At 42.9% G+C, this 23,194-nt stretch carries 25 protein-coding genes; 1 reads left to right on the forward strand and 24 read right to left on the reverse strand.

Annotated features, from left to right (window positions below):
• The first annotated feature begins 156 nt into the window (after positions 1-156).
• Positions 157-813, forward strand: coding sequence for a YigZ family protein (locus tag GOP56_RS14575; protein ID WP_163245930.1), 657 nt, complete (start codon positions 157-159; stop codon positions 811-813).
• Positions 814-1,289: 476 nt separating this feature from the next.
• On the opposite strand, the gene GOP56_RS14580 is transcribed toward GOP56_RS14575, so the two are convergent.
• The 24 genes from GOP56_RS14580 to GOP56_RS14695 all read right to left on the reverse strand — a co-directional run bounded on the left by GOP56_RS14580 (position 1,290) and on the right by GOP56_RS14695 (position 23,180).
• Entirely contained in the window at positions 1,290-2,405 is a 1,116-nt protein-coding gene (locus GOP56_RS14580) for a glycosyltransferase family 4 protein (RefSeq protein ID WP_003334284.1), read from the reverse strand.
• Between the two features lie 14 nt (positions 2,406-2,419).
• On the reverse strand, positions 2,420-3,160 hold the full coding sequence (locus tag GOP56_RS14585) for a WecB/TagA/CpsF family glycosyltransferase (protein ID WP_163245931.1): 741 nt from the start codon (positions 3,158-3,160) through the stop codon (positions 2,420-2,422).
• A 133-nt stretch (positions 3,161-3,293) separates the two neighbouring features.
• Positions 3,294-3,722, reverse strand: a complete 429-nt coding sequence (gene fabZ / locus GOP56_RS14590) for a 3-hydroxyacyl-ACP dehydratase FabZ (protein WP_035318642.1) — start codon at positions 3,720-3,722, stop codon at positions 3,294-3,296.
• Between the two features lie 146 nt (positions 3,723-3,868).
• Complete coding sequence (locus GOP56_RS14595; RefSeq protein WP_003334281.1) at positions 3,869-4,396, reverse strand: CDP-alcohol phosphatidyltransferase family protein; 528 nt, start codon at positions 4,394-4,396, stop codon at positions 3,869-3,871.
• A gap of 235 nt (positions 4,397-4,631) precedes the next feature.
• Positions 4,632-4,874 carry a DNA-directed RNA polymerase subunit beta gene (locus GOP56_RS14600; RefSeq protein WP_022586165.1) on the reverse strand — a complete coding sequence of 81 codons (243 nt, stop codon included), beginning with the start codon at positions 4,872-4,874 and terminating at the stop codon, positions 4,632-4,634.
• A 26-nt stretch (positions 4,875-4,900) separates the two neighbouring features.
• Positions 4,901-5,755, reverse strand: a complete 855-nt coding sequence (locus GOP56_RS14605) for a flagellar hook-basal body protein (RefSeq protein WP_003334279.1) — start codon at positions 5,753-5,755, stop codon at positions 4,901-4,903.
• An 18-nt stretch (positions 5,756-5,773) separates the two neighbouring features.
• On the reverse strand, positions 5,774-6,676 hold the full coding sequence (locus GOP56_RS14610) for a flagellar hook-basal body protein (RefSeq protein ID WP_121473067.1): 903 nt from the start codon (positions 6,674-6,676) through the stop codon (positions 5,774-5,776).
• 12 nt (positions 6,677-6,688) lie between these two features.
• The gene (locus GOP56_RS14615; RefSeq protein WP_003334277.1) at positions 6,689-7,696 is read right to left on the reverse strand and encodes a rod shape-determining protein; all 1,008 of its coding nucleotides are present in this window, start codon (positions 7,694-7,696) and stop codon (positions 6,689-6,691) included.
• Positions 7,697-7,792: 96 nt separating this feature from the next.
• Positions 7,793-8,077 carry a sporulation transcriptional regulator SpoIIID gene (gene spoIIID / locus GOP56_RS14620; RefSeq protein WP_003334276.1) on the reverse strand — a complete coding sequence of 95 codons (285 nt, stop codon included), beginning with the start codon at positions 8,075-8,077 and terminating at the stop codon, positions 7,793-7,795.
• Positions 8,078-8,339: 262 nt separating this feature from the next.
• Positions 8,340-9,059, reverse strand: coding sequence for a M23 family metallopeptidase (locus GOP56_RS14625; protein WP_003342336.1), 720 nt, complete (start codon positions 9,057-9,059; stop codon positions 8,340-8,342).
• A gap of 86 nt (positions 9,060-9,145) precedes the next feature.
• Positions 9,146-10,144, reverse strand: a complete 999-nt coding sequence (gene spoIID / locus GOP56_RS14630) for a stage II sporulation protein D (RefSeq protein WP_003342334.1) — start codon at positions 10,142-10,144, stop codon at positions 9,146-9,148.
• A 100-nt stretch (positions 10,145-10,244) separates the two neighbouring features.
• Positions 10,245-11,420, reverse strand: a complete 1,176-nt coding sequence (locus GOP56_RS14635) for an aminotransferase (RefSeq protein ID WP_035318630.1) — start codon at positions 11,418-11,420, stop codon at positions 10,245-10,247.
• A complete protein-coding gene (locus GOP56_RS14640) occupies positions 11,417-11,917 on the reverse strand; it encodes an Lrp/AsnC family transcriptional regulator (RefSeq protein WP_003334271.1) in 501 nt (166 codons plus the stop codon). Before GOP56_RS14640 ends, GOP56_RS14635 begins: the two co-directional genes overlap by 4 nt.
• Positions 11,918-12,075: 158 nt before the next feature.
• Positions 12,076-13,410 (reverse strand): UDP-N-acetylglucosamine 1-carboxyvinyltransferase, encoded by a 1,335-nt coding sequence (gene murA / locus GOP56_RS14645; protein WP_003334270.1) that lies wholly within the window; start codon positions 13,408-13,410, stop codon positions 12,076-12,078.
• Positions 13,411-13,430: 20 nt separating this feature from the next.
• Positions 13,431-14,180 (reverse strand): YwmB family TATA-box binding protein, encoded by a 750-nt coding sequence (locus GOP56_RS14650; RefSeq protein ID WP_163245932.1) that lies wholly within the window; start codon positions 14,178-14,180, stop codon positions 13,431-13,433.
• A gap of 75 nt (positions 14,181-14,255) precedes the next feature.
• Positions 14,256-14,495, reverse strand: coding sequence for a DUF1146 family protein (locus GOP56_RS14655; RefSeq protein ID WP_003342326.1), 240 nt, complete (start codon positions 14,493-14,495; stop codon positions 14,256-14,258).
• A 272-nt stretch (positions 14,496-14,767) separates the two neighbouring features.
• Entirely contained in the window at positions 14,768-16,288 is a 1,521-nt protein-coding gene (nuoN, locus tag GOP56_RS14660; protein WP_003334267.1) for an NADH-quinone oxidoreductase subunit NuoN, read from the reverse strand.
• 3 nt (positions 16,289-16,291) lie between these two features.
• The gene (locus GOP56_RS14665) at positions 16,292-17,845 is read right to left on the reverse strand and encodes a complex I subunit 4 family protein (RefSeq protein WP_163245933.1); all 1,554 of its coding nucleotides are present in this window, start codon (positions 17,843-17,845) and stop codon (positions 16,292-16,294) included.
• Entirely contained in the window at positions 17,835-19,751 is a 1,917-nt protein-coding gene (gene nuoL / locus GOP56_RS14670; RefSeq protein ID WP_163245934.1) for an NADH-quinone oxidoreductase subunit L, read from the reverse strand. Before nuoL ends, GOP56_RS14665 begins: the two co-directional genes overlap by 11 nt.
• Before the next feature lie 24 nt (positions 19,752-19,775).
• Positions 19,776-20,087, reverse strand: a complete 312-nt coding sequence (gene nuoK, locus GOP56_RS14675) for an NADH-quinone oxidoreductase subunit NuoK (protein ID WP_003334264.1) — start codon at positions 20,085-20,087, stop codon at positions 19,776-19,778.
• A 5-nt stretch (positions 20,088-20,092) separates the two neighbouring features.
• Positions 20,093-20,599 (reverse strand): NADH-quinone oxidoreductase subunit J, encoded by a 507-nt coding sequence (locus GOP56_RS14680; protein WP_031309634.1) that lies wholly within the window; start codon positions 20,597-20,599, stop codon positions 20,093-20,095.
• Positions 20,600-20,602: 3 nt separating this feature from the next.
• A complete protein-coding gene (gene nuoI, locus GOP56_RS14685; RefSeq protein WP_003334261.1) occupies positions 20,603-21,016 on the reverse strand; it encodes an NADH-quinone oxidoreductase subunit NuoI in 414 nt (137 codons plus the stop codon).
• 46 nt (positions 21,017-21,062) lie between these two features.
• Positions 21,063-22,070 carry an NADH-quinone oxidoreductase subunit NuoH gene (gene nuoH / locus GOP56_RS14690; protein ID WP_022586158.1) on the reverse strand — a complete coding sequence of 336 codons (1,008 nt, stop codon included), beginning with the start codon at positions 22,068-22,070 and terminating at the stop codon, positions 21,063-21,065.
• Positions 22,071-23,180 carry an NADH-quinone oxidoreductase subunit D gene (locus GOP56_RS14695; protein ID WP_031309632.1) on the reverse strand — a complete coding sequence of 370 codons (1,110 nt, stop codon included), beginning with the start codon at positions 23,178-23,180 and terminating at the stop codon, positions 22,071-22,073.
• Positions 23,181-23,194 lie beyond the last annotated feature (14 nt).

A 23,194-nucleotide genomic window follows, 5' to 3' on the forward strand; every position in this document is an offset into this window, starting at 1 on the left:
TTGTATACAACACTCAGGTCTCTTATGCAAATTGCTTGTATTGCAAATGCATTTTTCCTTGTACTCATTTACAATACGTCTACTATCTGCAAAAAATTACACAACGTTTGCAAGGTTCTCTGTTTCTCGTTATGCTGGTAGCATGAGGTGATGCAAATGTTACAACATTATAAAACCCTGGCTGGCTACGGAGAAGATGAGATCGTTATTGAACGATCCCGCTTCATTGGTTACGCACAGCGTGTAACTACAGAAGAAGAAGCGACTGCTTTCATCGCTATGATAAAGAAAAAGCATTGGGACGCAACCCATAACTGTTCTGCATTCATCATAGGGGAGAATGACCAAATCCAGCGTTCCAGCGACGATGGTGAACCAAGCGGCACAGCTGGAAAGCCCATATTAGAATGCATCAAGAAAAATGGGGTAAAAGATACGGTTGTTGTCGTAACTCGCTACTTTGGTGGTATCAAATTAGGGGCAGGCGGGCTGGTACGCGCTTATACAGCAGGTACGGTCACTGCATTGAAAGCAGCCGGCATCGTTGCCCACATTCTTCACCAAGAAGTAATCATTTCATTAGATTATCATTGGTGGGGGAAGGTGGAAAACGAGCTACGACTGGGAAACCACCGAGTAGCAGGTATTGATTACGCCGATTCCGTAACCGTTCGGGTACAGTTGCCACAAGGAGAGGAAACAACCTTTATCGAACGAATCACAGATCTTACAAATGGTAAGGCTACACTGACCCTCGGAAATAAAGAGTATGTAGAGCTACCCGTCGAAGCCATTCAGGAAGATACCGAATAAAAAAGGGATGACATCTTGAAAGATTATACAAAACCAGTATCTACTTACTATACGCATAAAACCATTTGAAGGTTGCACCTTCCTATTAGACAAATGGTTTCCTATACAACTATATAAGGATTATTTGTGAAATACTAGACCTTACTCGTATGAACAAGCACTTGCCAAATTACGGCAGGTGTTTTTTATTTCTAACTTTGCACCTATATTAATGAAGGAAAATTTACAGACAAAGATTTATTTCTTAAAAAAATCAAACATGCAACAGTTCATTTCTCGCTTATTTTCAACCCTAACACATACATAAATCGTTTTTGTTTGCCTACTTTTCTCTCCTAATGTCTAGGAGATGAAAAGTGATCCATCAATTTTTTGTCACTACCTTTTAAAGCTTGGGCTCCATGTTTATCGTTCGTAATTTTTTCATCCGTGTCTAAAATAAAAAAGAGCCGCTGATTGAAGAGCGGCTCTTACTTTTATTGACCTCGACGCATCGAGTTGCTTACTTTTAATTTTAAACGTTCATAAGCATTGAGGATTGGACGGTGCTTACGACCAACCAAGCCTACAATTTCGGTCACCATGTGAATGACAAACCCTAAAACAGCCAGAATAATAAGCGTCATCCAAATGGTATGCTGTGCGTTGGTTACCTTTGTAAGCAGGATAGCTGCTCCACCAAAAAACGCACTCATTCCATAGATTGTGATAACTGTTGTTCGATGGGAGAGTCCCATATTCAACAAGCAGTGGTGCAAGTGCCCTTTATCTGCACTGGAAATTGGTTTGTTATTCAGAATACGACGTACAATCGCGAAGAACGTATCCCACAACGGAACCCCTAGAACCACAATTGGAATGATAAAGGAAACAAATACCGCTTCTTTAAAGCCCATAATGGAAAGAGCCGCTAAATTAAATCCTAAGAATAACGCTCCTGTATCACCCATAAAAATTTTAGCTGGATGGAAGTTAAAATAAAGGAAGCCAATGATTGCTCCAAGCAAAATGAAGCAATACATCGCAACACCAGTATCCTTCATAATAATGGCCATAACACCCATAGTAGCTGTGGCAATACCAGACACACCAGCAGACAGTCCGTCTAATCCATCAATCAGATTAATGGCATTGGTGACCCCAATAATCCATACCATCGTAATTGGAATGGCTAGTACAGCTAACCAGCCTGTGGAGAAGTCTAAGCCAACATCCCCGAATGGAAGATTCACTACTCCAATCTTCAAGCCAAACCCGATTACGACAACCGCTGTTCCGATGATTTGCCCAAGCAGCTTCCACTTAGGGGACAACTGATACTTATCATCGAGAATCCCGGTGATTAGCACAATCGTTCCACCTATAAAGATTCCCAGCATTTCATTTGTTAAAGGCTTTAAGAAAATAAACAGCGCCACTACAAATCCTATAAAAATCGCAAGTCCACCCATGCGCGGCATAATTTTGGTGTGTACTTTTCTATCGTTGGGAGCATCAACTGCTCCAATTTTTATTGCTAGTTTTTTTACATATGGTGTAGCGATAAAAGCCACAACCATTGCAGTCAACAGTCCGAAGACATAACCAGACATGATGTTTCCCCTCTCTACTGAGACTCGGAACGTTTCTTCAAACGGCTCCACAGCACTGTGGCGACAAAGTGTGGTATTGCCAGTTGTCTTCTCCATCTCGATGGATCTTTTAGTAAGCGATATAGCCATTCCAAGTGTAATTGCTGCCACATTTGTGGGGCACGTTTTACTTTACCAGAAATGACGTCTAAGCATCCTCCAACTCCCATAGCAAGTGAAACAGGAAGTGCATCCCAGTATTTTGCTATCCATTCATCTTGTTTTGGTGCACCCATGGCTACAAATAGTAAATTTGGTTTCTTTTCTTGTATATCTGCGACAATTCTGGCCTCTTCCTCAGGCTTAAAATATCCATGTTGTCGACCAACAATGTTTGCTTGCGGAAAACGTTCCTGTAGAACTTCAGCCGCTTTCTCGTTTACATCCGGCGAAGCCCCTAATAAATAAATTCCCCAATGATTTTCATTGGCTTGTATCATGAGATGCTCTAATAATTCAACACCTGTAACACGTTCGCGTATCGGGGCGTTTAACCACCGAGCTGCATAAATAATTCCAATGCCATCTGGCACTACATAGGCTTGTTCCATCAAGCGTGCCATGCTTTTGTTTCCTTGAGATAGCATCACGATTTCTGGATTGGCGGTAACGACGTGTGTACGCTCCCCAAGTCTGACAAGATCGGTCAAATGCTGCACCGTATCCTGCAAACCTTTAGTAGAAAACGGAACCCCCAGGATTCGCGCGACTTTCATAATATATGCCCCCACTAATTCTATTATGTAGGCCTTAAAGAGACAGGTTGCACGTAGCCAATTTTACTCTAAAAGAAAGGCACATTCAAGATCAATTCCAGAATGTGCCCATGTTCTTCTTTGTCTAATTTGCTTATTTATTGGCGATGGCAAACATAATTTCGCCTTCTGCCACTACTTTTTCGCCAACTCGCGCCACTGCATTTCCTTTTCCAACAGCACCGCGAACCCTTGTCATTACTACTTCTAACAGCAAGGTGTCACCTGGCTTTACTTGTTCTTTAAAACGGAAATTGTCAATACCTGCAAAAAAAGCTAATTTCCCTTTATTCTCTTCTTTACCCAAAATTGCTACTGCACCGACTTGAGCAAGTGCTTCCACAATTAATACGCCTGGCATAACAGGATAGCCGGGAAAATGCCCTTGAAAAAATGGTTCATTCATCGTTACATTTTTCAATCCGACAGAGCGTTTCCCGTATTCTACATCTACAATTCGATCCACTAAAAGAAATGGATAGCGATGAGGGATGATCTCCTGAATTTGTACAGCATCTAAGATTGTTGGATATTCCACGCGTCTTTCCTCCACTTCCATATTTTCACTAGCTATGCTATGTATGTGAGTTGTTCGATCTACTTACAATATAAGTACTCCCTTGTCTTGTCCCAATCAGGACGAGGGTTTCCTATAAAGGGGCACTTCGGTTACGGAGTGCTCTTTTCTCCTATATCCTTGTTTAACAATAATACCTTCATTAAATAAATGGCACTGGTCAAAATGGAGAACAAAATAACGATCCATAAAAATAATTCACCATATGTGTATTGAAACATGATGGAAGTAAACACGATATAAAATAACACGGTGGTTACCTTCCCATAAATATTAGCCGATACGAGCTTCTTTCCACGAAAATGAAAAAAGGCAGAAAGAATAATCATTGCTAAATCTCGTAAAAAGAATACGGATGCAGCCCAAATGCTGATACGACCAGATAGCAAGAACGAAAAGATAACGGCTAACATCATCAATTTATCGGCTAGTGGATCGAGCATTTCACCTGTTGCAGTAGTCATTTTATAAGTACGTGCTATATATCCATCCACCACATCCGTAAGGCCTGCGAAGATAAGAATGAAATAGGCCCAGATAATATGGTCGGAAAAGAACACAATCAGGTAGATCGGGACCAATGCGATGCGTAAAAGAGTTAACGCATTAGGAACATTCACCGAGCATACCTCCGTTTATTCCGGCTCTGTAACAAGAGCGAGAAGAGTATTTTCCAGAGAAAATCGTTCATCTTATGTTCACACAAGCACTTCTCATTATACCCTTTTCAGCGAACAAACAGCAACTAGGAGTAAGGAAGGAATCAAATCTATTCCATTTTGCACCCTCATCATGAAAAAAGAAGCCCTCTTCCCCTACAGAAAAGGACTTCTATCTGATCATGCTTGTACTTTATTAATTTGAAAACATCAAATCGTAAATATGCTTGTACGTCTCAAACTGGAATGCTTGGGATAGAGGCATCTTTCCCACGACAGAAAACCCGATAGCAAGGCCTATCGCAAGAGAGATAAATAACAGGATAGGCACCATGGTTACTTTTACAAGCACTCTTGGGAAGCTCCTACCTTTTTTCGACTTTACCTCTTTTGCATCCAACTCTTCACGTTGTGTGTTACGTCCTCTCACCTGGTTCACTGCTTGGGGTCCTCCTTACTAATTTCCTATCGGCTACGTAGCATATTTGCTGTACTCATCATCTGATCGCTAATTGATAGCGCACGTGCATTAAATTGGTAGGCACGTTGAGCTAGCATAAGCTGAGTCATTTCGTGATTCAGCTCTACGTTTGAAGTTTCCAGCATGCCTTGGCGCAGTTGACCTTCACCACTAGCATAATCAATTCTGGTCATACCTGCCAAATCAGCGGCGTTATTCGTAATACGTAGATTATTTTGACCTACTCGCTCATATCGATCTTGGTTTTTAATCTTAAATAAAGGAATTGTACTGATAGATGCTGACTTTCCATTAACAAGGATTTCACCGTGATCGTTGACAGTAATTTGCCCGCCTTGCGGGTCATCGATGTCAATTTCAATACCTGAAGCGTCGACAAGCACTTCACCAGTAGCCGTTAGCAGATTATACCGCTCATTTGCATTCTTTTGCAAATGGAAATTACCATTACGTGTTGCATAATACTCTTCCGCAGGGCGTCCATTGCGGAAAATGACTTGTCCGTTTTCATCCATCATTTGCTTGCGGACTATAAACATGCCGTCGCCTTCAATCATAAGGTCAGTGGGAGCTTCTGTCGTAAGCACTCCACCTTGCTTTAGACTGGTGCGGGTCATGCCCAGCTTCACACCGCTTCCAATAGAGATGCCCGCTGGTGTATTACGATTGACTTGATCCGTAACTGGTTGTTTGTCCATAGTGTCTGACAACAACTCGGAAAAATCTGCGCTGCTCCCCTTAAAACCTACAGTGTTCACATTAGCAATGTTATTTGATGTAACGTCAAGCACCTGTTGGACAGCACGCAGGGCAGATGTAGAAATATTTAATGATTGCATGCAGGCTCCCCTTTTCTATTAGGTTACACGTCCAACTTCATTTGCGGCTTTATCCATCGTACCGTCCAATGTGGTAATTACGCGCTGATTTGCTTCATACGATCTCATTACCGTCATCATGTCAGTCATTGTACGGGTTGGATCAACATTGGCACGCTCAATCCATCCTTGTCGGATAGCATAGCGCCCAGTGTCAGTGCCTTCAAGAGCTTGTACATCCTCAGGATTTTGCGGACGAAATACATTGTTTCCCTCGCGCACCATTTGAAAAGGATTATTTGCTTTTACAAGTCCTAATTGACGTGTCGTACCGTCTGACAGGTGAATGAGTCCATCAGCATCAATCGTTATTTTCCCATCTAATAGACCCGTGTCATCGCTAATCTGAATAGGACGATTATCATTGCCTAACAGATAGTAGCCATCAGAATTCACCAGATATCCTTGGGTATTTACATTCCAATTCCCATTGCGTCCATAGCGAATTTGTTCCGCTGTTGCCGTCCCGTTTGCGTTTTCCAATTTAGCTACACTAACAAATAGCTTAGGCTGAACTGGTTTCCGATTAAAGAGGGGGGCATTTTCCGGGATTGGCAGGTTATCCGTCAAAGCAACATCATACGGATTATTACTCTCAGCAATATCGCCTTGAATAAAGTTAGAAATCGATTCAGACATATAGACACCTTGATGCAGTCTGCCGATTTGTACCGAATGCCTGTCAATCTTCGGGTAGCCCTTTACCTCGGGACCTTCTTCATCATTCATACGCATCAATAGCTCTTCAGGAAACGAGCGTAGCACGCCCTCATTCTGTTTGTATCCTGGTGTATTTATGTTGGCCAAATTGTTAGCCAACGCCTCTTGACGGTTCTGCAATGCCACCATGCCGGAGCCGGCCGTGTATAGCCCTCTAATCAAGAGAACTCCTCCTTATCCAAAAAACTTTTTACGACTAGGAAGTTTATCCAGATAATCAAGCATCAAGCCTGTTCCTTTGGCTACGCAGTTCATGGGTTCTTCTGCAACCAATACAGGTACCTTCAGCTCGTCCATCAGCATTTGATCTAAACCGTGCAGGAGCGCTCCTCCGCCGGTCAAGAAAACTCCCTTATCAATAATATCGGCAGAAAGCTCTGGAGGTGTTCGTTCTAAAACATTTTTTGAAGCTTGTACGATCTGACTCACTGATTCAGCCAGGGAAATCTGTACCTCCTGCGAACGAATCGTGATGGTTTGCGGCAAGCCACTTACCATATCACGTCCGCGGATGTCCATTTCATCCTGGCGTGAACCATAGACAGTTCCGATCTGTACTTTGATGTCTTCAGCCGTCCGTTCTCCGATTAACATTTTATATTTACTCTTTATGTACCTCATAATGGCTAGGTCGAATTTATCACCAGCTACTTTGATCGATGAGGCGGTGACGATATCTCCCATGGATAGAACCGCTACATCCGTGGTTCCACCGCCTATATCAACTACCATATTACCAGATGGTTGGTAAATATCCATTCCAGCTCCGATAGCTGCCACCTTTGGTTCTTCTTCAATGAACACTTCACGTGCCCCTCCACTTCGCTCAGCAGCCTCACGGATTGCTTTTTGCTCAACAGATGTAATATTGGTTGGGCAGCAGATAAGAATACGAGGACGCGCGAAAAAGCTTTTTGCTCCGATTTTAGCCATAAAGTGTTTTAACATTGCTTCTGTAATCTCGAAATCAGCTATAACCCCATCACGCAAAGGACGAATCGCAATAATGTTTCCTGGTGTACGGCCGACCATACGATGTGCTTCGTTCCCGACAGCCAAAACTTTTTTGGTATGATCATCTATTGCTACTACGGACGGTTCATCTAAAACAATGCCTCTGCCTTTAACATAAATTAACACATTGGCAGTTCCTAAGTCGATTCCAATATCTTTACTCAACATGAAAGGGCCTCCCTGTACTTACTAACCTTGCTACCTAATACTATAGGAATTATTTTGGAAATGTACAAGGAAAACCTTCATTAGATAAAATATTTCTTACACACTCTCTTCCTGCTCTCTGCGAGCCTTTTTATTCTTGCGCTTATACTTGATTTTGGTAGCCTCTCCACCGCGTAAATGACGAATTGCTTTATGATATTCTAAAATCTCTTTTACTTGGTTAGCCAGTTCGGGATTGATCTCTGGCAGCCTTTCCGTCAAATCCTTGTGGACCGTACTTTTGGACACTCCAAACTCCTTGGCGATCATGCGAACCGTATTGCGCGTTTCCACAATATATCTACCTATTTTAATGGTTCGCTCTTTGATGTAATCGTGCACGCCCCTCGCCTCCCAGCATCAAATTGTCTGATACAATATATGGGTTGAGGGGGACACATATTCTACATATCCTCATGTGACAAGCCAACAAGTACCCATCTTTTTTTGAGGGGTTGTACACTAGCTAGGCAATTATCCGCACCACATCTAGGGTTTGGCTGCTTTTACACAACAACAGACCTGCCATAAAAAAAGAGCTGAGATTTCTCCCAACCCTTTTTTTCCTAAGGCTATGCGACAGGTGTACTGAAACATTTTCCGTTTATTGCGGTTGTGCTTCTTTTAAAAACTTGTGCGGATCAATGGAATTTCCATCCATGCGAACTTCAAAGTGGAGATGTGCTTTTGCATCCTTCTCAAATACATTACGCCCTGCTGTACCGATGACCTGCCCTTGCTTAACTTCATCATTTTCCTTCACGGTAACTTTCTCCAAGCTCTGATATACACTTACGAGCTTATTGGCATGCTCGATTTCCACTAAATTTCCTACCAATTGATCATTGTAAACTTTCATAACTTTCCCGTCACCAGCAGCTGCTACATCAAATCCTTTACCGTTCGTAGAGATTAAATCAATCCCTGTATGCGGTACGAAAGAATCGTTAAATTTGACTAATGACTTAGATTGTTCATCAGCATTCGCTTCTTCATTGAAGAAACCCATGCCAATCTCATACATGACTTCTTTTGCTACCGGCCACGCAAGTGTCGGTGTCGTGTTGTTGACCGCAACAGCTTCCTCGTTCTCATGAACAGTAGCTGGTTTGTTTTCACCATTGACTACCGTCACCTTGTCAATTTGTTGTGGAGTCTTGGTTGCTTGATTTAGTAAGCTTCCTTGATACCACATCACGAATGCTAGGATAATTGCTGCTGTACCGATGTAGATAGCTGGGAATGCCCATTTTTTGCCTAGGATACTTCTCCATGTTGACTTTTTCATAGAAACAGGTTGTTTTTGATTTCTTTTATCTTCCATTTTGATCACCTCATCCCTCAGTATCGCCAGTTTTTTGACGTATAAACCTGAGAAACAAGGGAAAACTAAAAAAATTTTCTCACACCTTATACTTTCATAACCTTCTGATAATCTTGCAGGGTAATTCCTTTATAGTAGTATTTCACGATCTGCTCTGCTGATTTACCTGCTTTCGCCATGCCATTGGCTCCCCATTGACTCATGCCTACTCCATGACCGTAGCCTTTTGTGGTGATCACTACATTTCCTTGTTTGATTTTCATAGAAAATGAACTAGAGGATAAACGCAGTTTTTCTCTTATTTCCTTTCCGCTAAACTCCTTTTCCCCTACTTTAATACGTCCAATCCGGTTACCGGCTGTTCGCTCCTCAATGGAATACCAATGGCCATCAGAAGCAGTCGCTACAATCATTACACCTAGCCTTTGTTGAAATTGTTCAATTGGAATCTGAACGCTTTGTTCATACCTAGGAGAATCAATATCCCAAGGACTAGCTACACTCTGCAAATAGGGAATGCGGGATGACCAGTAATCCTCTGCATTCTCGGTAAATCCATTACTGGTTGAAAAAAAGGTAGCTTCAATTGGCTTACCTTCATAGGTTAGTACTTTGCCAATAGTACCTTTAACAGCTTGATGAATCCGATTTTGCTTCCACTCATACTGCTTTCCCCACATTTTCTTTCGCTCTGCTTCTCCTAAGAAGGCTTGGTGCCTCACTGTATCAAGAACATGCGCCCCCTTAGGTACGTCTTTAAAATCACCATCCGCCAATCGTCGGACAATATAGGTTCGAGCTGCCATTGCTTGGGCTTTCAGTGCCTCTAGCTCAAATTCGGCTGGCATTTCCGCCGCAACCACACCCTCGATATACGTCTCTAGCGGCATTTTTTCAATCTTATTTGATTTGCTACGAAAGACATTTATCTGAGGCTGGTTGTCCGAATAGGATTCACCCTGCTGTTCCACCATCACAACAGGGGCTACTGCTGGATCGGGCGTGTGATACATGACTAGAGCCGCCGGTACAAAAACAAGGAGAATCGGTAGAGCGAAGATGAGAAAAAGAAGGTAACGCCTCATAAAAAATCCCCCTGCCTTTTCAACTAGACAACCTGCTGCTGTACTAGTCTATGAATGAAGGCAAGAGGATAGAACGATTTACAAGATTAGAAAAAGCAAGTTAAGAGAGACGGTCTACGAAGCGACCCATACGCTCTAGCGCCCTCTCCAATTGTTCAAAGGATGTGGCGTATGAGCAACGAATATATCCCTCTCCACTAGTACCAAATACATCGCCTGGAACAACTGCTACCTTTTCTTCCATTAGCAAACGCTCTGCGAATTCAGCGGATGCTAATCCAGTAGAAGCGATAGATGGGAAAGCATAGAAGGCTCCCGCTGGTCTATGGCATGAAAGTCCCATTTCAGAGAAGCTTTTGACAACAAAGTTACGGCGTTGGCCATAGCTCTCTACCATACGATCTACATCGTCACGCCCTCCACGCAAGGCTTCTAGGGCTCCCATCTGTCCAGTAATCGGGGCACAAAGCATCGTATATTGATGGATTTTTAACATACCCTGCAATAAATCTTCCGGAGCACATACATAACCTAGACGCCAGCCTGTCATAGCAAAAGATTTAGAGAATCCAGAAATCAGAATCGTACGCTCCTTCATCCCTGGTAAGCTCACAATACTCTCATGCTTTTGGTCAAAGGTTAGCTCAGCATAAATTTCATCAGAGAGAACGAGTAAATCATGCTTGGTTAAGATCGGCTCTAATTCCTTCCATTCCTCCAAGCTCATAATGCTGCCAGTCGGATTGTTCGGATAACAAAAAATAATCGCGCGAGTTTTCTCCGTAATTTTGGCTTCTAGTTCCTGTGGTGTCAGTTTAAATTGGTTTTCTGCGTACGTGTGTAAAAAGACAGGCACTCCACCAGCCAAACGAATGACAGGCTCGTAGGAAACATAGCATGGCTCAACAATTAGCACCTCGTCACCTGGATTAATAATCGCTCGCAGCGCAATATCAATCGCTTCACTCGCTCCTACTGTCACCATAATTTCTTTGGCAGGGTCGTAGGAAACACCGATTAGCTCCTCTGTGTAGCGCTGAATCTCTTTTCGCAAATCCATGAGTCCTGCATTGGAGGTATAAGCCGTATAGCCGCATTCCAAAGAAGAGATAGATGCCTCACGAATACGCCAAGGCGTCACGAAGTCAGGCTCTCCTACCCCTAGAGAAATGACACCTTCCATAGAAGCTGCCAAATCAAAAAAGCGGCGAATGCCAGAAGGTTTAAGTTCTCCTACGATGGCTGACAAACGGCTTTTATTAGTCACCTGACTCATGGCGTTACCACCATCCTGCGATCGTCATCATTATCTTCTAAAATGGTACCATCGTGCTTGTAGCGCTTCAAAATAAAGTGAGTCGCTGTAGAAACAACGTTATCTAAAACAGCTAATTTCTTCGTAACAAAGTTAGCAACCTCATGCATTGTTTTGCCTTCTAATACTACTGAAATATCATAGCCAGCTCCTGACATCAGGTATACGGCCTTTACTTCAGGAAAACGCGAGATGCGCTCTGCTACCTTTTCAAAACCAACCTCACGAATCGGTGTTACTTTCACATCAATCATGGCTGTTACATTATGATTATCCTCAACACGATCCCAGTTGATCAGTGCTGGATATTTCACAATAATCTTCTCAGATTGCAGACGCTTAATCTCTGCTTCAATCTCTTCTTCTGTACTATCCAACAAGAGTGCAAGTTGTTTATTGCTCAGTCGGCAATTTTCTTCCAGGAGCATTAGCAGTTTTTTGCTTTTCACAGTCTCCATGATCTTCTTCTCCCATCCATTACATGCTGATTTTGTTATCAGTTTTTTTTGCTTATCCATCATCTTACCACGGGTTTCGAACTCATCCCAGTACAAATGTAGAAAATCCCTCACCAAAAGGCAAGGGATTCCCAGACCTATCCAGCCTAATTTATACGTTACGCAAAATTAGGAGATAGATTTACTTTCAAGGCTTTCGCTGTTACTTTTTCAGAGCTTGGAGCTACTTGCTCTTCTACCTTCACACGCTTTACATTTGCACCTAGCATTTGCAATTTTTCAGTGAAGTTCACATAACCTCGGTCAAGGTGATGCAAGCCGCCTACTTCTGTCTCACCTTCAGCAATCAGTCCAGCCAAAATCAGTGCAGCACCGGCACGCAGGTCAGTAGCACTCACTTTAGCACCAGTGAGTGGCACATTCCCTTCGACAATAGCACTGCGACCTTCAATCTTGATATTAGCGCTCATGCGTCTAAATTCCTCGACATGCATGAAACGATTTTCAAATACAGTTTCCGTAATAATGCTTGTCCCTTCCGAAGCAAGCTGTAACGCCATCATTTGCGACTGCATATCAGTTGGAAACCCTGGATGCGGTAATGTTTTCAAGTCTACTGCTTTCAATGAACCCTTGCGAGTAACACGAATGCCATTTTCTTGTTCATCAACAGTAACACCCATTTCACGAAGCTTAGCAGTTACAGATTTGACATGATCGGAAATAATCCCTTCAATAAACACATCTCCACCTGTAATAGCTGCTGCCACCATGAAGGTTCCGGCTTCAATGCGGTCAGGGATCACACAATGTGTGCAGCCCTTCATGCTCTCTACGCCTTCAATTCGAATGGAACCTGTACCAGCTCCACGAATTTTAGCGCCCATGCCATTTAAGAAGTTAGCCAAATCCACAATCTCTGGCTCTTCTGCTGCATTTTCAATAATTGTTGTTCCTTCAGCTAGACATGCAGCCATCATAATATTTTCAGTAGCCCCTACACTCGCAACATCCAGATAGATTTTTGCTCCTTGCAGGCGACCATTAACATTCGCTTCAATAAATCCTTGGCCAATCTCAATTTTAGCACCCATCGCTTCAAAACCTTTAAGGTGCTGATCAATTGGACGCGTACCAATCGCACATCCACCAGGCAACGCAATACGAGCTTTTCCTTTACGCGCAAGCAAAGGTCCCATCACAAGGAATGATGCTCTCATTTTGCGTACCAATTCATAAGGCGCTTCTACACCCTTTAAATCAGTCGCATTAATGGTTAACATTTCATTTTGATATGTAATGTCAATTTGCAGGGTTTTAAGCAATTCACAAATTGTATGGACATCATCCAATCCAGGAACGTCATGAATGATAGATATTCCTTCTTCTGCCAAAATAGATGCAGCAATAATCGGTAGAACCGCATTCTTCGCACCAGAAACCTTTACGTTTCCTGCTAATGCCTTACCACCGCGGACAATAATTTTTTCCAATGTTATACCCCTCCGCGTGCTTAGTATTCCGCTGTGATGATAGGTGTCCCTAAGGTGATCCTAGTCAATTGGTTCAACGAATCCACATGTGTCGCTACTTGCACATTCATTTTCTGATCGTTGGTTATTATATACGGCTTCCATTGCGCGGTAAAGCCCGAAATACTAGTCACAGATTCATCCTGTAATCGCTCAACTTCTTGTGCTTGGAGGAGGGCAAAAACCTTATTAATCCTAGCCTCCTGCCAACCATCACTCAGTGTATCATTGTATATTCCGCGAATACAAGTGCTAAATTGCGGAATCAGACCCCTTCTTTTGGTCTCAGCCACAACTTTTTCATACGCTCTTTCCATATCTTGCGCATGAATCCGCTTCCCTTCCAACGAGATCACCAAATATACGCTGATGTTATGGGGCTCAGGTAATCCTATCAAGCGAATATGAAGCTTGGTTTGACCCACTTTTCCTTCGGTTTGATAGATGAGCTGTTTTCCCTCTGCGGTTACTGCTTGTGCAGAAGGTATCCCCAGAATACCGCTCCATTCATGACCGAGAGAAAGAAACTCTGTAGCCGTGCTAAGAGTTGCAAGCTGTATACTGGTCCGATACTCAATGTCGGTTATGGTAGCCTCAGTGGCTTCGGCAGCTTCTATTAACTGCGCTGCCACAGATGCTTTGGTTACTTGTGTCCAATAGGAAAAGCCACTTGCAACAAACAGCCCAATACACAACAAGACAACATAGACCATAGATATATGCTTTTTCATTCTTTCCCTCTCCCCGTACACTTTTTCTATATCTTAATAGTCATTGTGTACGTAAAATTGGAGGGTTATACCAATCTACTGAAACAATTGATTCAGTAACAGAGAATAACCTAAATAGTCCATGAAAAAACGTGCTACTCCATGTCCGATAACAATGGAAAGCAAGATTTGTAACAGCTTGGTTTGGGCACTATCTGCACGTTTTACAAATAGATCAAAGCGAAAAGCTTGTATAGCCCACCAGCTAATACCTATACAGATGACAGAAATAAGAATCATCATCAAGGAGTAAAGTCCATTTGAACCGAGCAACAAAACTCTCACTTCTTTCTATAAACTCATTTTCCATTTTTGTAATGTTTCCCTGCGTGAATTCTTTTACTACTTTACCATAGACCTGTTGGCATTGAAAGGAAAAGGCGCTAGATATCATAGAGATGTTAGAAACTTTATAGGTAGTAAAAAAATTAACGATTTCTCAGCCTCTGATCCATTAGTAGGACAGAACAAACATACGCTTTTTTCTAATAAAAAGAGGACAGCCGATAGCCATCCTCTGTGTTTTCTCTATTCCCTGACATTCTTGCTTACAGCATATCGCCCCAATTAAACATTGGATTAAAGTGAGTATGGATGTACTGGATGAGAACCTCTGGCACAAGTCCGAAGACAAAGGTTCCAAGCGCCGCCAGCACTACAATGATTGTTACTCCTATTGGCAATCGTAATGTCTCCTCTGTCTCTCCAGCTCTCATATACATCTGTCGAATGATTCCAAAGTAGTAATAATAAGAAACGACACTCGTCGCAAGCATGATTCCTGCCAGCCAGAAGCTACCGCTGCCAATTGCGCTTAGGAAAATATAAAACTTCCCAAAGAAGCCAGCGGAAATAGGAATGCCTGCTAATGAAAGCAAGAATAGTGTCATAGCCACTGCCGCCAACGGAGAACGATGGTATAAACCGGCAAAGGCTTTAATATCCTGTGTTTTTCTATCCTCTGTCACCACCATAATCAGTGCAAAAGCACCAAAAGCCATCATCAGATAGGCAACTAGGTAGAAAATGATTTGTTCAAAAAAGAAGGTCTGATGCAAAATAACCAATGGTACTAACAGGTAACCTGCTTGGGCTATCCCAGAGTAAGCCATGAGACGCTTCACATTTTTTTGTCGTAGCGCCAGCGTATTTCCGACAATCATAGACAAGCCGGCAACGATAGATAGAAGCCATAGCATCCCACCAAAGACGCTTTGATTGGTTTCTTGATTAAATAGCCCAGCAAAGCTTAAAATCATCACGCGAATGAGGAGCGCAAAACCAGCCCCCTTGGAAACGACTGCCAAAAAAGCAGTAACTGGCGTAGCGGCTCCCTGATACACATCAGGTGCCCACATATGATTAGGTACCGCTGAGATTTTATACGTCAAACCTGCCACGAGAAAGACAAAACCGATTAAAATCATTGGACCGAATCCACTTTGGTAGGCTTCCGACAAACGTTGGGTCATTTCGTACAGATTGGTTGTACCGCTAAATCCGTATAGATAGGACATTCCAAACAGCGTAACAGCTGTAGCAATCCCCCCTGCTACCACGTATTTAAAGGCAGCTTCGTTGCTGTCGGTCCGTTTTTTCCGCATACCGACCATGATATACGATGCCAAAGAGAGTAGCTCTAGCCCTACGAATAACGTGATTAAATCAGCCGAAGAGGCCATCACCATACACCCAACTAGCCCCATTAGCATCAAATAGTAGAACTCTCCAGAATGGACAACCTCATCTGTTTTCTTTATATAGCTGATCGACATTAGTAAAGCAAACGCGACCCCAGCTAACAATATCAGTTTAAATGCACTACCAAAATGATCAACACGCATCATATCTGCCATATATATGACAGGTTCTTTGAGCGAGGTCACATTAGATACAATAAAATACCCAGCTATAAGCACGCCTAATAGTGATAGCCAACCCATGATCGTTCGATTCAGACGCTTACCTGCAATCAAGTCAACTATGGACAGGACAGTGGCAAAACCAAGAATCGTAAACTCGGGCAGGAGATAGCTCCAGTTATAGGAAAAAATATCTTTTACGTCCATCGTTTACCCTCCTATTCCCGTCACATGGATGACAATGTTTTTAAGCGTTTCTTGCAAGGGATTGCTTAACATCGCTGGATAAACACCGATCAGGATGATAAAACCAAGCAATACAACAATCGGAATTACCTCCATCGGCTGTGCATCGGCCAAATCCAGATGCTTTTCTTTTGTCGGTCCATAGGTTATCGCCAGCACGGCACGCAACACATAGACTGCAGTAAAGATAATACCTAAGGAACCAATCGCCGCTAAAACAGGCTGACTCGCAAATAGACCTAGGAAAGCAAAAAACTCACTGATAAAGCCCGACATCCCAGGCAATCCTAAGGAAGCCATCCCAGCCGCAAGGAAAACGCCACTTACGAAAGGCATTGATTTAGCTAATCCCCCTAGCTGATCCAGCTGAGAAGTACCCGTGCGGTCCCAAATGATGCCCACTAAAAAGAACATGAGCGCTGAAATAAAGCCATGTGATATCACTTGGAATAAAGCTCCTTGAAAACCAAACTGATTCATAGAAGCAAATCCTAATAAGATAATACCCATGTGGCTAATACTGGAGTAGGCTAACACCATTTTCAGATCCTTTTGGACAAAGGCAAGCGCTGCCCCGTACAAAATATTAACTAACCCCAGAATTGCCATTCCTGTCGCAAAATATTGAACTGTTTCGGGAAAAAATCCAATCCCCATGCGTAACAGCCCATATGCGCCCATTTTTAAGAGGATACCGGAGTGAATCATGACGATAGCCGGTGGAGCCTGAACATGCACTCTTAGCATCCACGTATGGAAAGGAAAAATCGGAAGCTTAATTCCAAAAGCGATAAATAGCACCAGGAACAATCCCCAACGGAACGTCTCTGGAACATGTTCAATAAACGCATTGTTCGGAGAGGTTAGTGCTTCTGTCAGGACGGGAATGCTCATAGTTGGTTCTTGTGTCACGATTGCACTCACAAAAAACAACGTGATAAATCCGACCAACATGAGAGCTGAGCCAACCCCGTTATATAGAAGAAAACGGTTTGCCGCTTTTTCTCGATCTGTATAACCCCAAATCCCAATCAGGAAATACATAGCTACCAGAGTTATCTCAAAGAACAAGAAGAACAAGAGCAAATTCTGAGCAGCAAAAACCCCAAACATCCCGATCAATAATAGATGAAAGAACACAAAATACTCTTTCGCCCTCTTTTTTACCCCCCACGAGGCTACGGCCGCTAGTGTTCCAATAATAGCTGTCATCAGGATCAAAGGCATGGAAATTCCATCTACACCCATTTCATAATCAATATGCAAATTGTATAGCTCTTGATCGGCCGTGATGGACGCAGGTATTTGAATCCATGTCGCATGTTCCTCAAATTGATTGCCTCTCTGTTGATAGTCAAAGGCACCAAACATCATGAATGCCAGAATCAACGGCACCAACGTTCCTAAGACTCCAATTTGTTTAACAATACTAACCTGCTGCTTCGGAACGAACAATAAGATCAGGAGAGCCAGAATAGGCGAAAACGTCAGGAGTGATAACAGATAGCTATTTAACAAAAGGAACACCTCCTAGCGCCGTAAGACTGACCATTAGAACAACGAGCCCCAGCAAGACTACAAAGCCATAGGTCTGCATCTGACCGGACTGTAAGCAACTTAGTAACCTTCCAACCATGTTGGTCAATCCGCCAATGCTTCTAACCAGACCACCAATGATGTAGTGATCCAGCCAGTTAAAAGCAAGACCAATACCTTTTAGCGGACGAATAAATACAAATGTATAGAGCTCATCCATGTAAAATTTACGGTACGAAAGCTGATAAAGCCATGGCAGTTGTTCGGATATAATATCGGTTGGCAGATTTTTTTTGCCATACATCAGATAAGCGAGTCCTATTCCAAACAACGAAATGATTACAGCTACAATCTGCAACCATAATGCACTATGCCCAGCTTCCTCTCCAAATTTATCAATAATGAACTGACCGACAGAGCCACTCATCATCCATTCCCCTAGCATAGGTGCATTCGGTAGATTAATAAACCCGGCACCAATTGCCAGCAAAGCTAGCAGGAGCATCGGAATCGTCATGACACTTGGTGATTCATATGCTTTTTTAGCCCCTTCAGAAGCAGGCGCTCCTCTAAACGTAAGAAAATACAAACGGAACATATAAAAAGCGGTAAAGAATGCAGCGACAATCGCAATGATTAATAAGTCATATCGTCCGGCTGCATACACCGCTCCAAAAATCTCTTCCTTCGACCAGAAGCCAGAGAAGGGAGGGATACCAGCTATAGCAAGACAACCAATCAAAAAAACAACGGATGTAACCGGCATACGTTTCGATAACCCACCCATTTTAAATACATCCTGAGTGTGTACCGCATGTATCACGCTACCCGCGGCAAGGAATAATAATGCTTTAAAAAAAGCATGCGTCATCAGATGAAAGGTTCCTGCCACATAACCCGCCGCCCCCGCTACTCCCAAGGCCATCATCATAAAGCCAAGCTGACTAACTGTAGAGTAGGCAAGAACACGTTTCATATCACGTTGCGTGAGTCCAATAGAGGCGGCAAAAATGGCCGTAAATCCACCAACATATGCCACTACGTCTAAGGCGATTGGCGACTCAATAAATAGTGGAAATGTTGTCGCAACCAGATATACCCCAGCCGCTACCATTGTAGCCGCATGTATTAAAGCAGACACAGGGGTTGGGCCTTCCATCGCATCAGGCAACCATGTATGGAGCGGGAATTGACCTGATTTTCCTGCCGCCCCGACAAAAATGAGAATAGCAGCCAAGGTAATGATAAACGGTTCCACTTTCCCGCCCTGAATAGCCGTAAAAATATTATCAAATTCAAAGCGTCCAGTTTGCCAAAACAGCAGGCAAATGGCAATGAATAATCCAACATCACCTATTCGAGTAACGATAAAAGCTTTTTTGGCCGCCGCCTTAGCCTCTGGTTTAAAGTAGTAATACCCTACCAAAAGGAAAGAACAAACACCCACCAACTCCCAAAAGATGTAGAGTTGTAGAAGATTTGGTGAGATCACCAAACCAAGCATGGAGAAGGTAAATAGCGCTAAATATTGATAAAAAACAGGAAAACGCTGATCTCCCTGCATATATCCACGTGAATAAATCTGTACTAACAAGCTCACAACGGAAACGATCACCAGCATCATGGCGTTTAATTGATTGACTTCAAAGCCTACAGGAATGACATAATCCCCTACTTGGAGCCATTTAATGCTGAGTACGTAATCCTGTGCCCCTTCCTGAAAACGAGCCACGAACGTAATACAAGCCAGCACCAGAGATGCCGCCGTCAATAGAATGCTTATGTACCCCGCTCCCTCTTTTAATTGCCGTCCGAACGAGAGGATGATGGCAAAAGCGATCAGAGGAAAAAGCGGTACGAGCCAAGCGTACTGCATACTTGTTTCCATATTTTCACCTATCCTTTTTCCTGGTTAATCTTTTAATTTATCCATCTCGTCAACGTTCACCGTATCACGATTACGATAGAGAGCGATCAATACTGCAATCCCAACAGCCACCTCTGCCGCAGCTACCGTCATGGTAAACAAAGTGAATATTTGACCAGTAACAGCCGCATGCAAACCATATTTCGAGAATGCTACTAAATTAATATTTACAGCATTCAGCATAAGCTCAATGGAGAGCAAGACGATAATGGCATTTCGTTTGGTCAATGCTCCGAACAGCCCAACACAAAATAAAATGAGGGCAACAAGCAAATAAGAAGAGATATGAATATCCATCTGTGTTACTCCTCCTCTTTCTTAGCCAACACGATTGCGCCTACCAAAGCTACTAGTAACAGCACGGACAGCAATTCAAATGGAATAACGAACTTTGTAAATACTTCGATTCCGATTTCCTTGACGTTACTAACAGATGGATTGGGGGTTCTTGCCGGCACAGAAGACCAATTTGTGTTTTGAATAGCCATAAAAATCGTTGTAAACAACGTCACAACTCCTGCCAAGCTAAACCAAAACCGTGCTCTTCTTTTTTTCCCTTCTTCTGTCGCATTGTGCTTTGTCAGCATGATTCCGAATAACATCAGAATCGAGATAGCCCCTGAGTAAACCAGTATTTGGGAAACAGCAACGAATTCAGCACCAAGCAGCACAAACAAACCTGCGATACTAATAAACGTTACCCCAATAGAGATCACCATGTGAACCACTCGATTAAAGTTAATCATAAAAATCGCCCCACCAATGGTCAGAAGGCCCAGTATAAAGAACACGGCATACGACCCGCTTATCAATTAGTTTTCCTCCCTCACATTGGTATTGTTATCGTCCAACCATTTTAAATCCTTGTACAATTCATCTCGACTATACACTGCCAGCTCAAAATTATTAGTCATGACGATTGCATTTGTTGGACAGACCTCCGTACATAGATCGCATAAAATACAGATTTCAAAGTTAATATCATAGGTATCAATGATTTTGCCTTTTTTCTCGGGATCAGGGTGCGGCTTCCCCGTTAACTGAATGCACTCAGTCGGACAGACCCTGGCACACTGATTGCACACGATACATTTTTCCGGAGAGAAATGCTGGATTCCTCGGAATCGAGGCGGCATCTGGAAGGGTACATCTGGGTACATCGTCGTTAACTTCTTCTCAGACAGCTTTTTGAGCGTGTATCCTAGTCCTTTGGCAAATCCTAGCACGTAAATTCCTCCTCATTATCAAAATAGATAGCTTTTAGCTAAAACTCTATATAAAACCTTTTTGAAATGAGATGACTACAGCCGTAAGCAAGATATTCAATAGAGCGATTGGTAGAAGCCCTTTCCAAGCAAAGCCCATTAATTGGTCTGCACGGAATCGCGGCATCGTAGCCCTAATCCAGAACTGCAAAAATACGTAGCACATAAATTTAAGGATAAACCAAATAATCGGCGGAATAAAGCTCAAGCTCGGATGAATAGGCAGCCATCCTCCCAAAAACAGAATGGTAATCAATGCCCCCATGCCAAACATGTACACGTATTCAGATAACATAAACATGGCAAAACGGAAGCCAGAGTACTCCACATGATACCCTGCGACAAGCTCCGACTCAGCTTCTGGCAAATCAAATGGGGAACGATTCAATTCCGCCTGTGCTGCAATTAAGAATACACCAAATCCTAAGATTTGCGGAATAATATTCCACATGTCCTGCTGTGCATAGACGATATCTTTTAGATTAAGGCTGCCAGTCATTAACACAACACCCACAACTGACATAACCAGCGGCACCTCATAGCTAATCATCTGCGCTGCGGAACGCATGCCGCCGATTAAGGAATATTTATTATTAGAAGCCCATCCAGCAGTAATGACACCCATGACTGAAATACCAGACAAGGCAATGTAATACAAGACCCCAATCCCTAAGTCGGCAAATTGTAGCTTATCCGTAAATGGCATAACCGCCAGTACCGCAAACGCAGGAGCATACGCCAATATAGGGGCAAGTGTAAACAGGGCGTGGTCTGCATTTTTGGGTCGAGTATCTTCTTTAATAAGCAATTTGGCAACATCAGATACCGTTTGTAAAAGACCTAGTGGACCTACACGATTAGGACCATAGCGCAATTGCATCCAGCCAATTACTTTTCGTTCAAAATAGATCGCATATGTAACAAAGGCAAGCACCACTAACAGTAACACTATTGCGGCCATGGAGAACAGTAAAACATTGGTAAATGATGGGGTTTGCTGGAGCCAACTAGTCATTTATGCATCTACCTCCCCTACCACAATATCAATGCTACCCAAAATGACCACCATATTGGACATATTAACACCTTTCAATAAGGAAGGTAAAATCTGCAAATTCACAAAGGATGGTCTTCGCAGTTTCATTCTCCATGGCTTATCCTTACCCTGACTAGCTATATACACACCTAATTCTCCACGTGGTGCTTCAATTCGTACGTATGCTTCTCCTGCTGGCGGCCGAATCACCCGAGGAACTTTACCAATAACCTCTCCTTCTGAAGGAAATTGATCTAGAGCTTGCTCTAAAATACGCAGTGATTGCTCAATTTCTTGGAGACGCAAATGGTAGCGAGCCATGCAGTCCCCATCTGTAGATACAGGAACATCAAATTCAAAACGATCGTAAATGGAATATGGCTCATTTTTACGAATATCCCAGTTCTCTCCCGTACAGCGAAGCATGACACCAGACAGAGAATAATCAAGAGCCGTTTGACGATCATACGTACCAATACCGGTTAATCGACTAATAAAAATTTCATTCCCGCTCACCAAACGGTGGTAATTAGCTAATTCCTTTTTCAGATATTGAACAAATGTCTTTGCTTTATCAATCCATCCAGGAGGAGCATCCCATTTTACTCCACCAATTCTCATATAATTGTACGTCAAACGTGCCCCAGAAATCTCATTGAACAAATTAATAATGGTTTCTCGATCACGGAACGCATACAAAAATGGTCCCATCGCCCCGATGTCCAAAAGAAAGGTGCCCCACCAAACTAAATGGCTAGCGACACGATTTAGCTCCATTACAATTACACGTAAATACTCAGCCTTTTCCGGAATTTCTAGTCCCATCATCGTTTCAACGGCATGACACAACACATAATTATTGGTCATAGACGAGAGATAGTCCAGTCGATCTGTATAGGGAATGATTTGCGTGTAAGTCAGATTCTCAGCTAGCTTTTCTGTGCCACGATGCAAATAGCCCATTACAGGGATAGCCTCTTTAATGGTTTCCCCGTCTATCTTTACAATTAAACGAAATACGCCATGGGTACTTGGATGCTGAGGTCCAACATTCAGGATCATTTCTTCTGTGCGAATACTAGTCGTCATTGGAGTACTCAAGG

The organism is Brevibacillus sp. 7WMA2 (assembly GCF_010748895.1).
GTDB lineage: Bacteria > Bacillota > Bacilli > Brevibacillales > Brevibacillaceae > Brevibacillus_B > Brevibacillus_B halotolerans.

What these genes read in the sequence shown, in the direction of transcription:
- spoIID (WP_003342334.1), bottom strand. Translation starts at nt 10,144, where the DNA reads ATGAGGCGTTACCTTCTTTTTCTCATCTTCGCTCTACCGATTCTCCTT.
- nuoN (WP_003334267.1), bottom strand. Translation starts at nt 16,288, where the DNA reads ATGGACGTAAAAGATATTTTTTCCTATAACTGGAGCTATCTCCTGCCC.
- GOP56_RS14695 (WP_031309632.1), bottom strand. Translation starts at nt 23,180, where the DNA reads ATGACGACTAGTATTCGCACAGAAGAAATGATCCTGAATGTTGGACCT.
- GOP56_RS14640 (WP_003334271.1), bottom strand. Translation starts at nt 11,917, where the DNA reads ATGGAGACTGTGAAAAGCAAAAAACTGCTAATGCTCCTGGAAGAAAAT.
- GOP56_RS14580 (WP_003334284.1), bottom strand. Translation starts at nt 2,405, where the DNA reads ATGTCTGGTTATGTCTTCGGACTGTTGACTGCAATGGTTGTGGCTTTT.
- GOP56_RS14625 (WP_003342336.1), bottom strand. Translation starts at nt 9,059, where the DNA reads ATGGAAGATAAAAGAAATCAAAAACAACCTGTTTCTATGAAAAAGTCA.
- nuoL (WP_163245934.1), bottom strand. Translation starts at nt 19,751, where the DNA reads ATGGAAACAAGTATGCAGTACGCTTGGCTCGTACCGCTTTTTCCTCTG.
- GOP56_RS14650 (WP_163245932.1), bottom strand. Translation starts at nt 14,180, where the DNA reads ATGAAAAAGCATATATCTATGGTCTATGTTGTCTTGTTGTGTATTGGG.
- GOP56_RS14605 (WP_003334279.1), bottom strand. Translation starts at nt 5,755, where the DNA reads ATGCAATCATTAAATATTTCTACATCTGCCCTGCGTGCTGTCCAACAG.
- nuoK (WP_003334264.1), bottom strand. Translation starts at nt 20,087, where the DNA reads ATGGATATTCATATCTCTTCTTATTTGCTTGTTGCCCTCATTTTATTT.
- GOP56_RS14635 (WP_035318630.1), bottom strand. Translation starts at nt 11,420, where the DNA reads ATGAGTCAGGTGACTAATAAAAGCCGTTTGTCAGCCATCGTAGGAGAA.
- GOP56_RS14585 (WP_163245931.1), bottom strand. Translation starts at nt 3,160, where the DNA reads ATGAAAGTCGCGCGAATCCTGGGGGTTCCGTTTTCTACTAAAGGTTTG.
- nuoH (WP_022586158.1), bottom strand. Translation starts at nt 22,070, where the DNA reads ATGACTAGTTGGCTCCAGCAAACCCCATCATTTACCAATGTTTTACTG.
- GOP56_RS14615 (WP_003334277.1), bottom strand. Translation starts at nt 7,696, where the DNA reads ATGTTGAGTAAAGATATTGGAATCGACTTAGGAACTGCCAATGTGTTA.
- GOP56_RS14575 (WP_163245930.1), top strand. Translation starts at nt 157, where the DNA reads ATGTTACAACATTATAAAACCCTGGCTGGCTACGGAGAAGATGAGATC.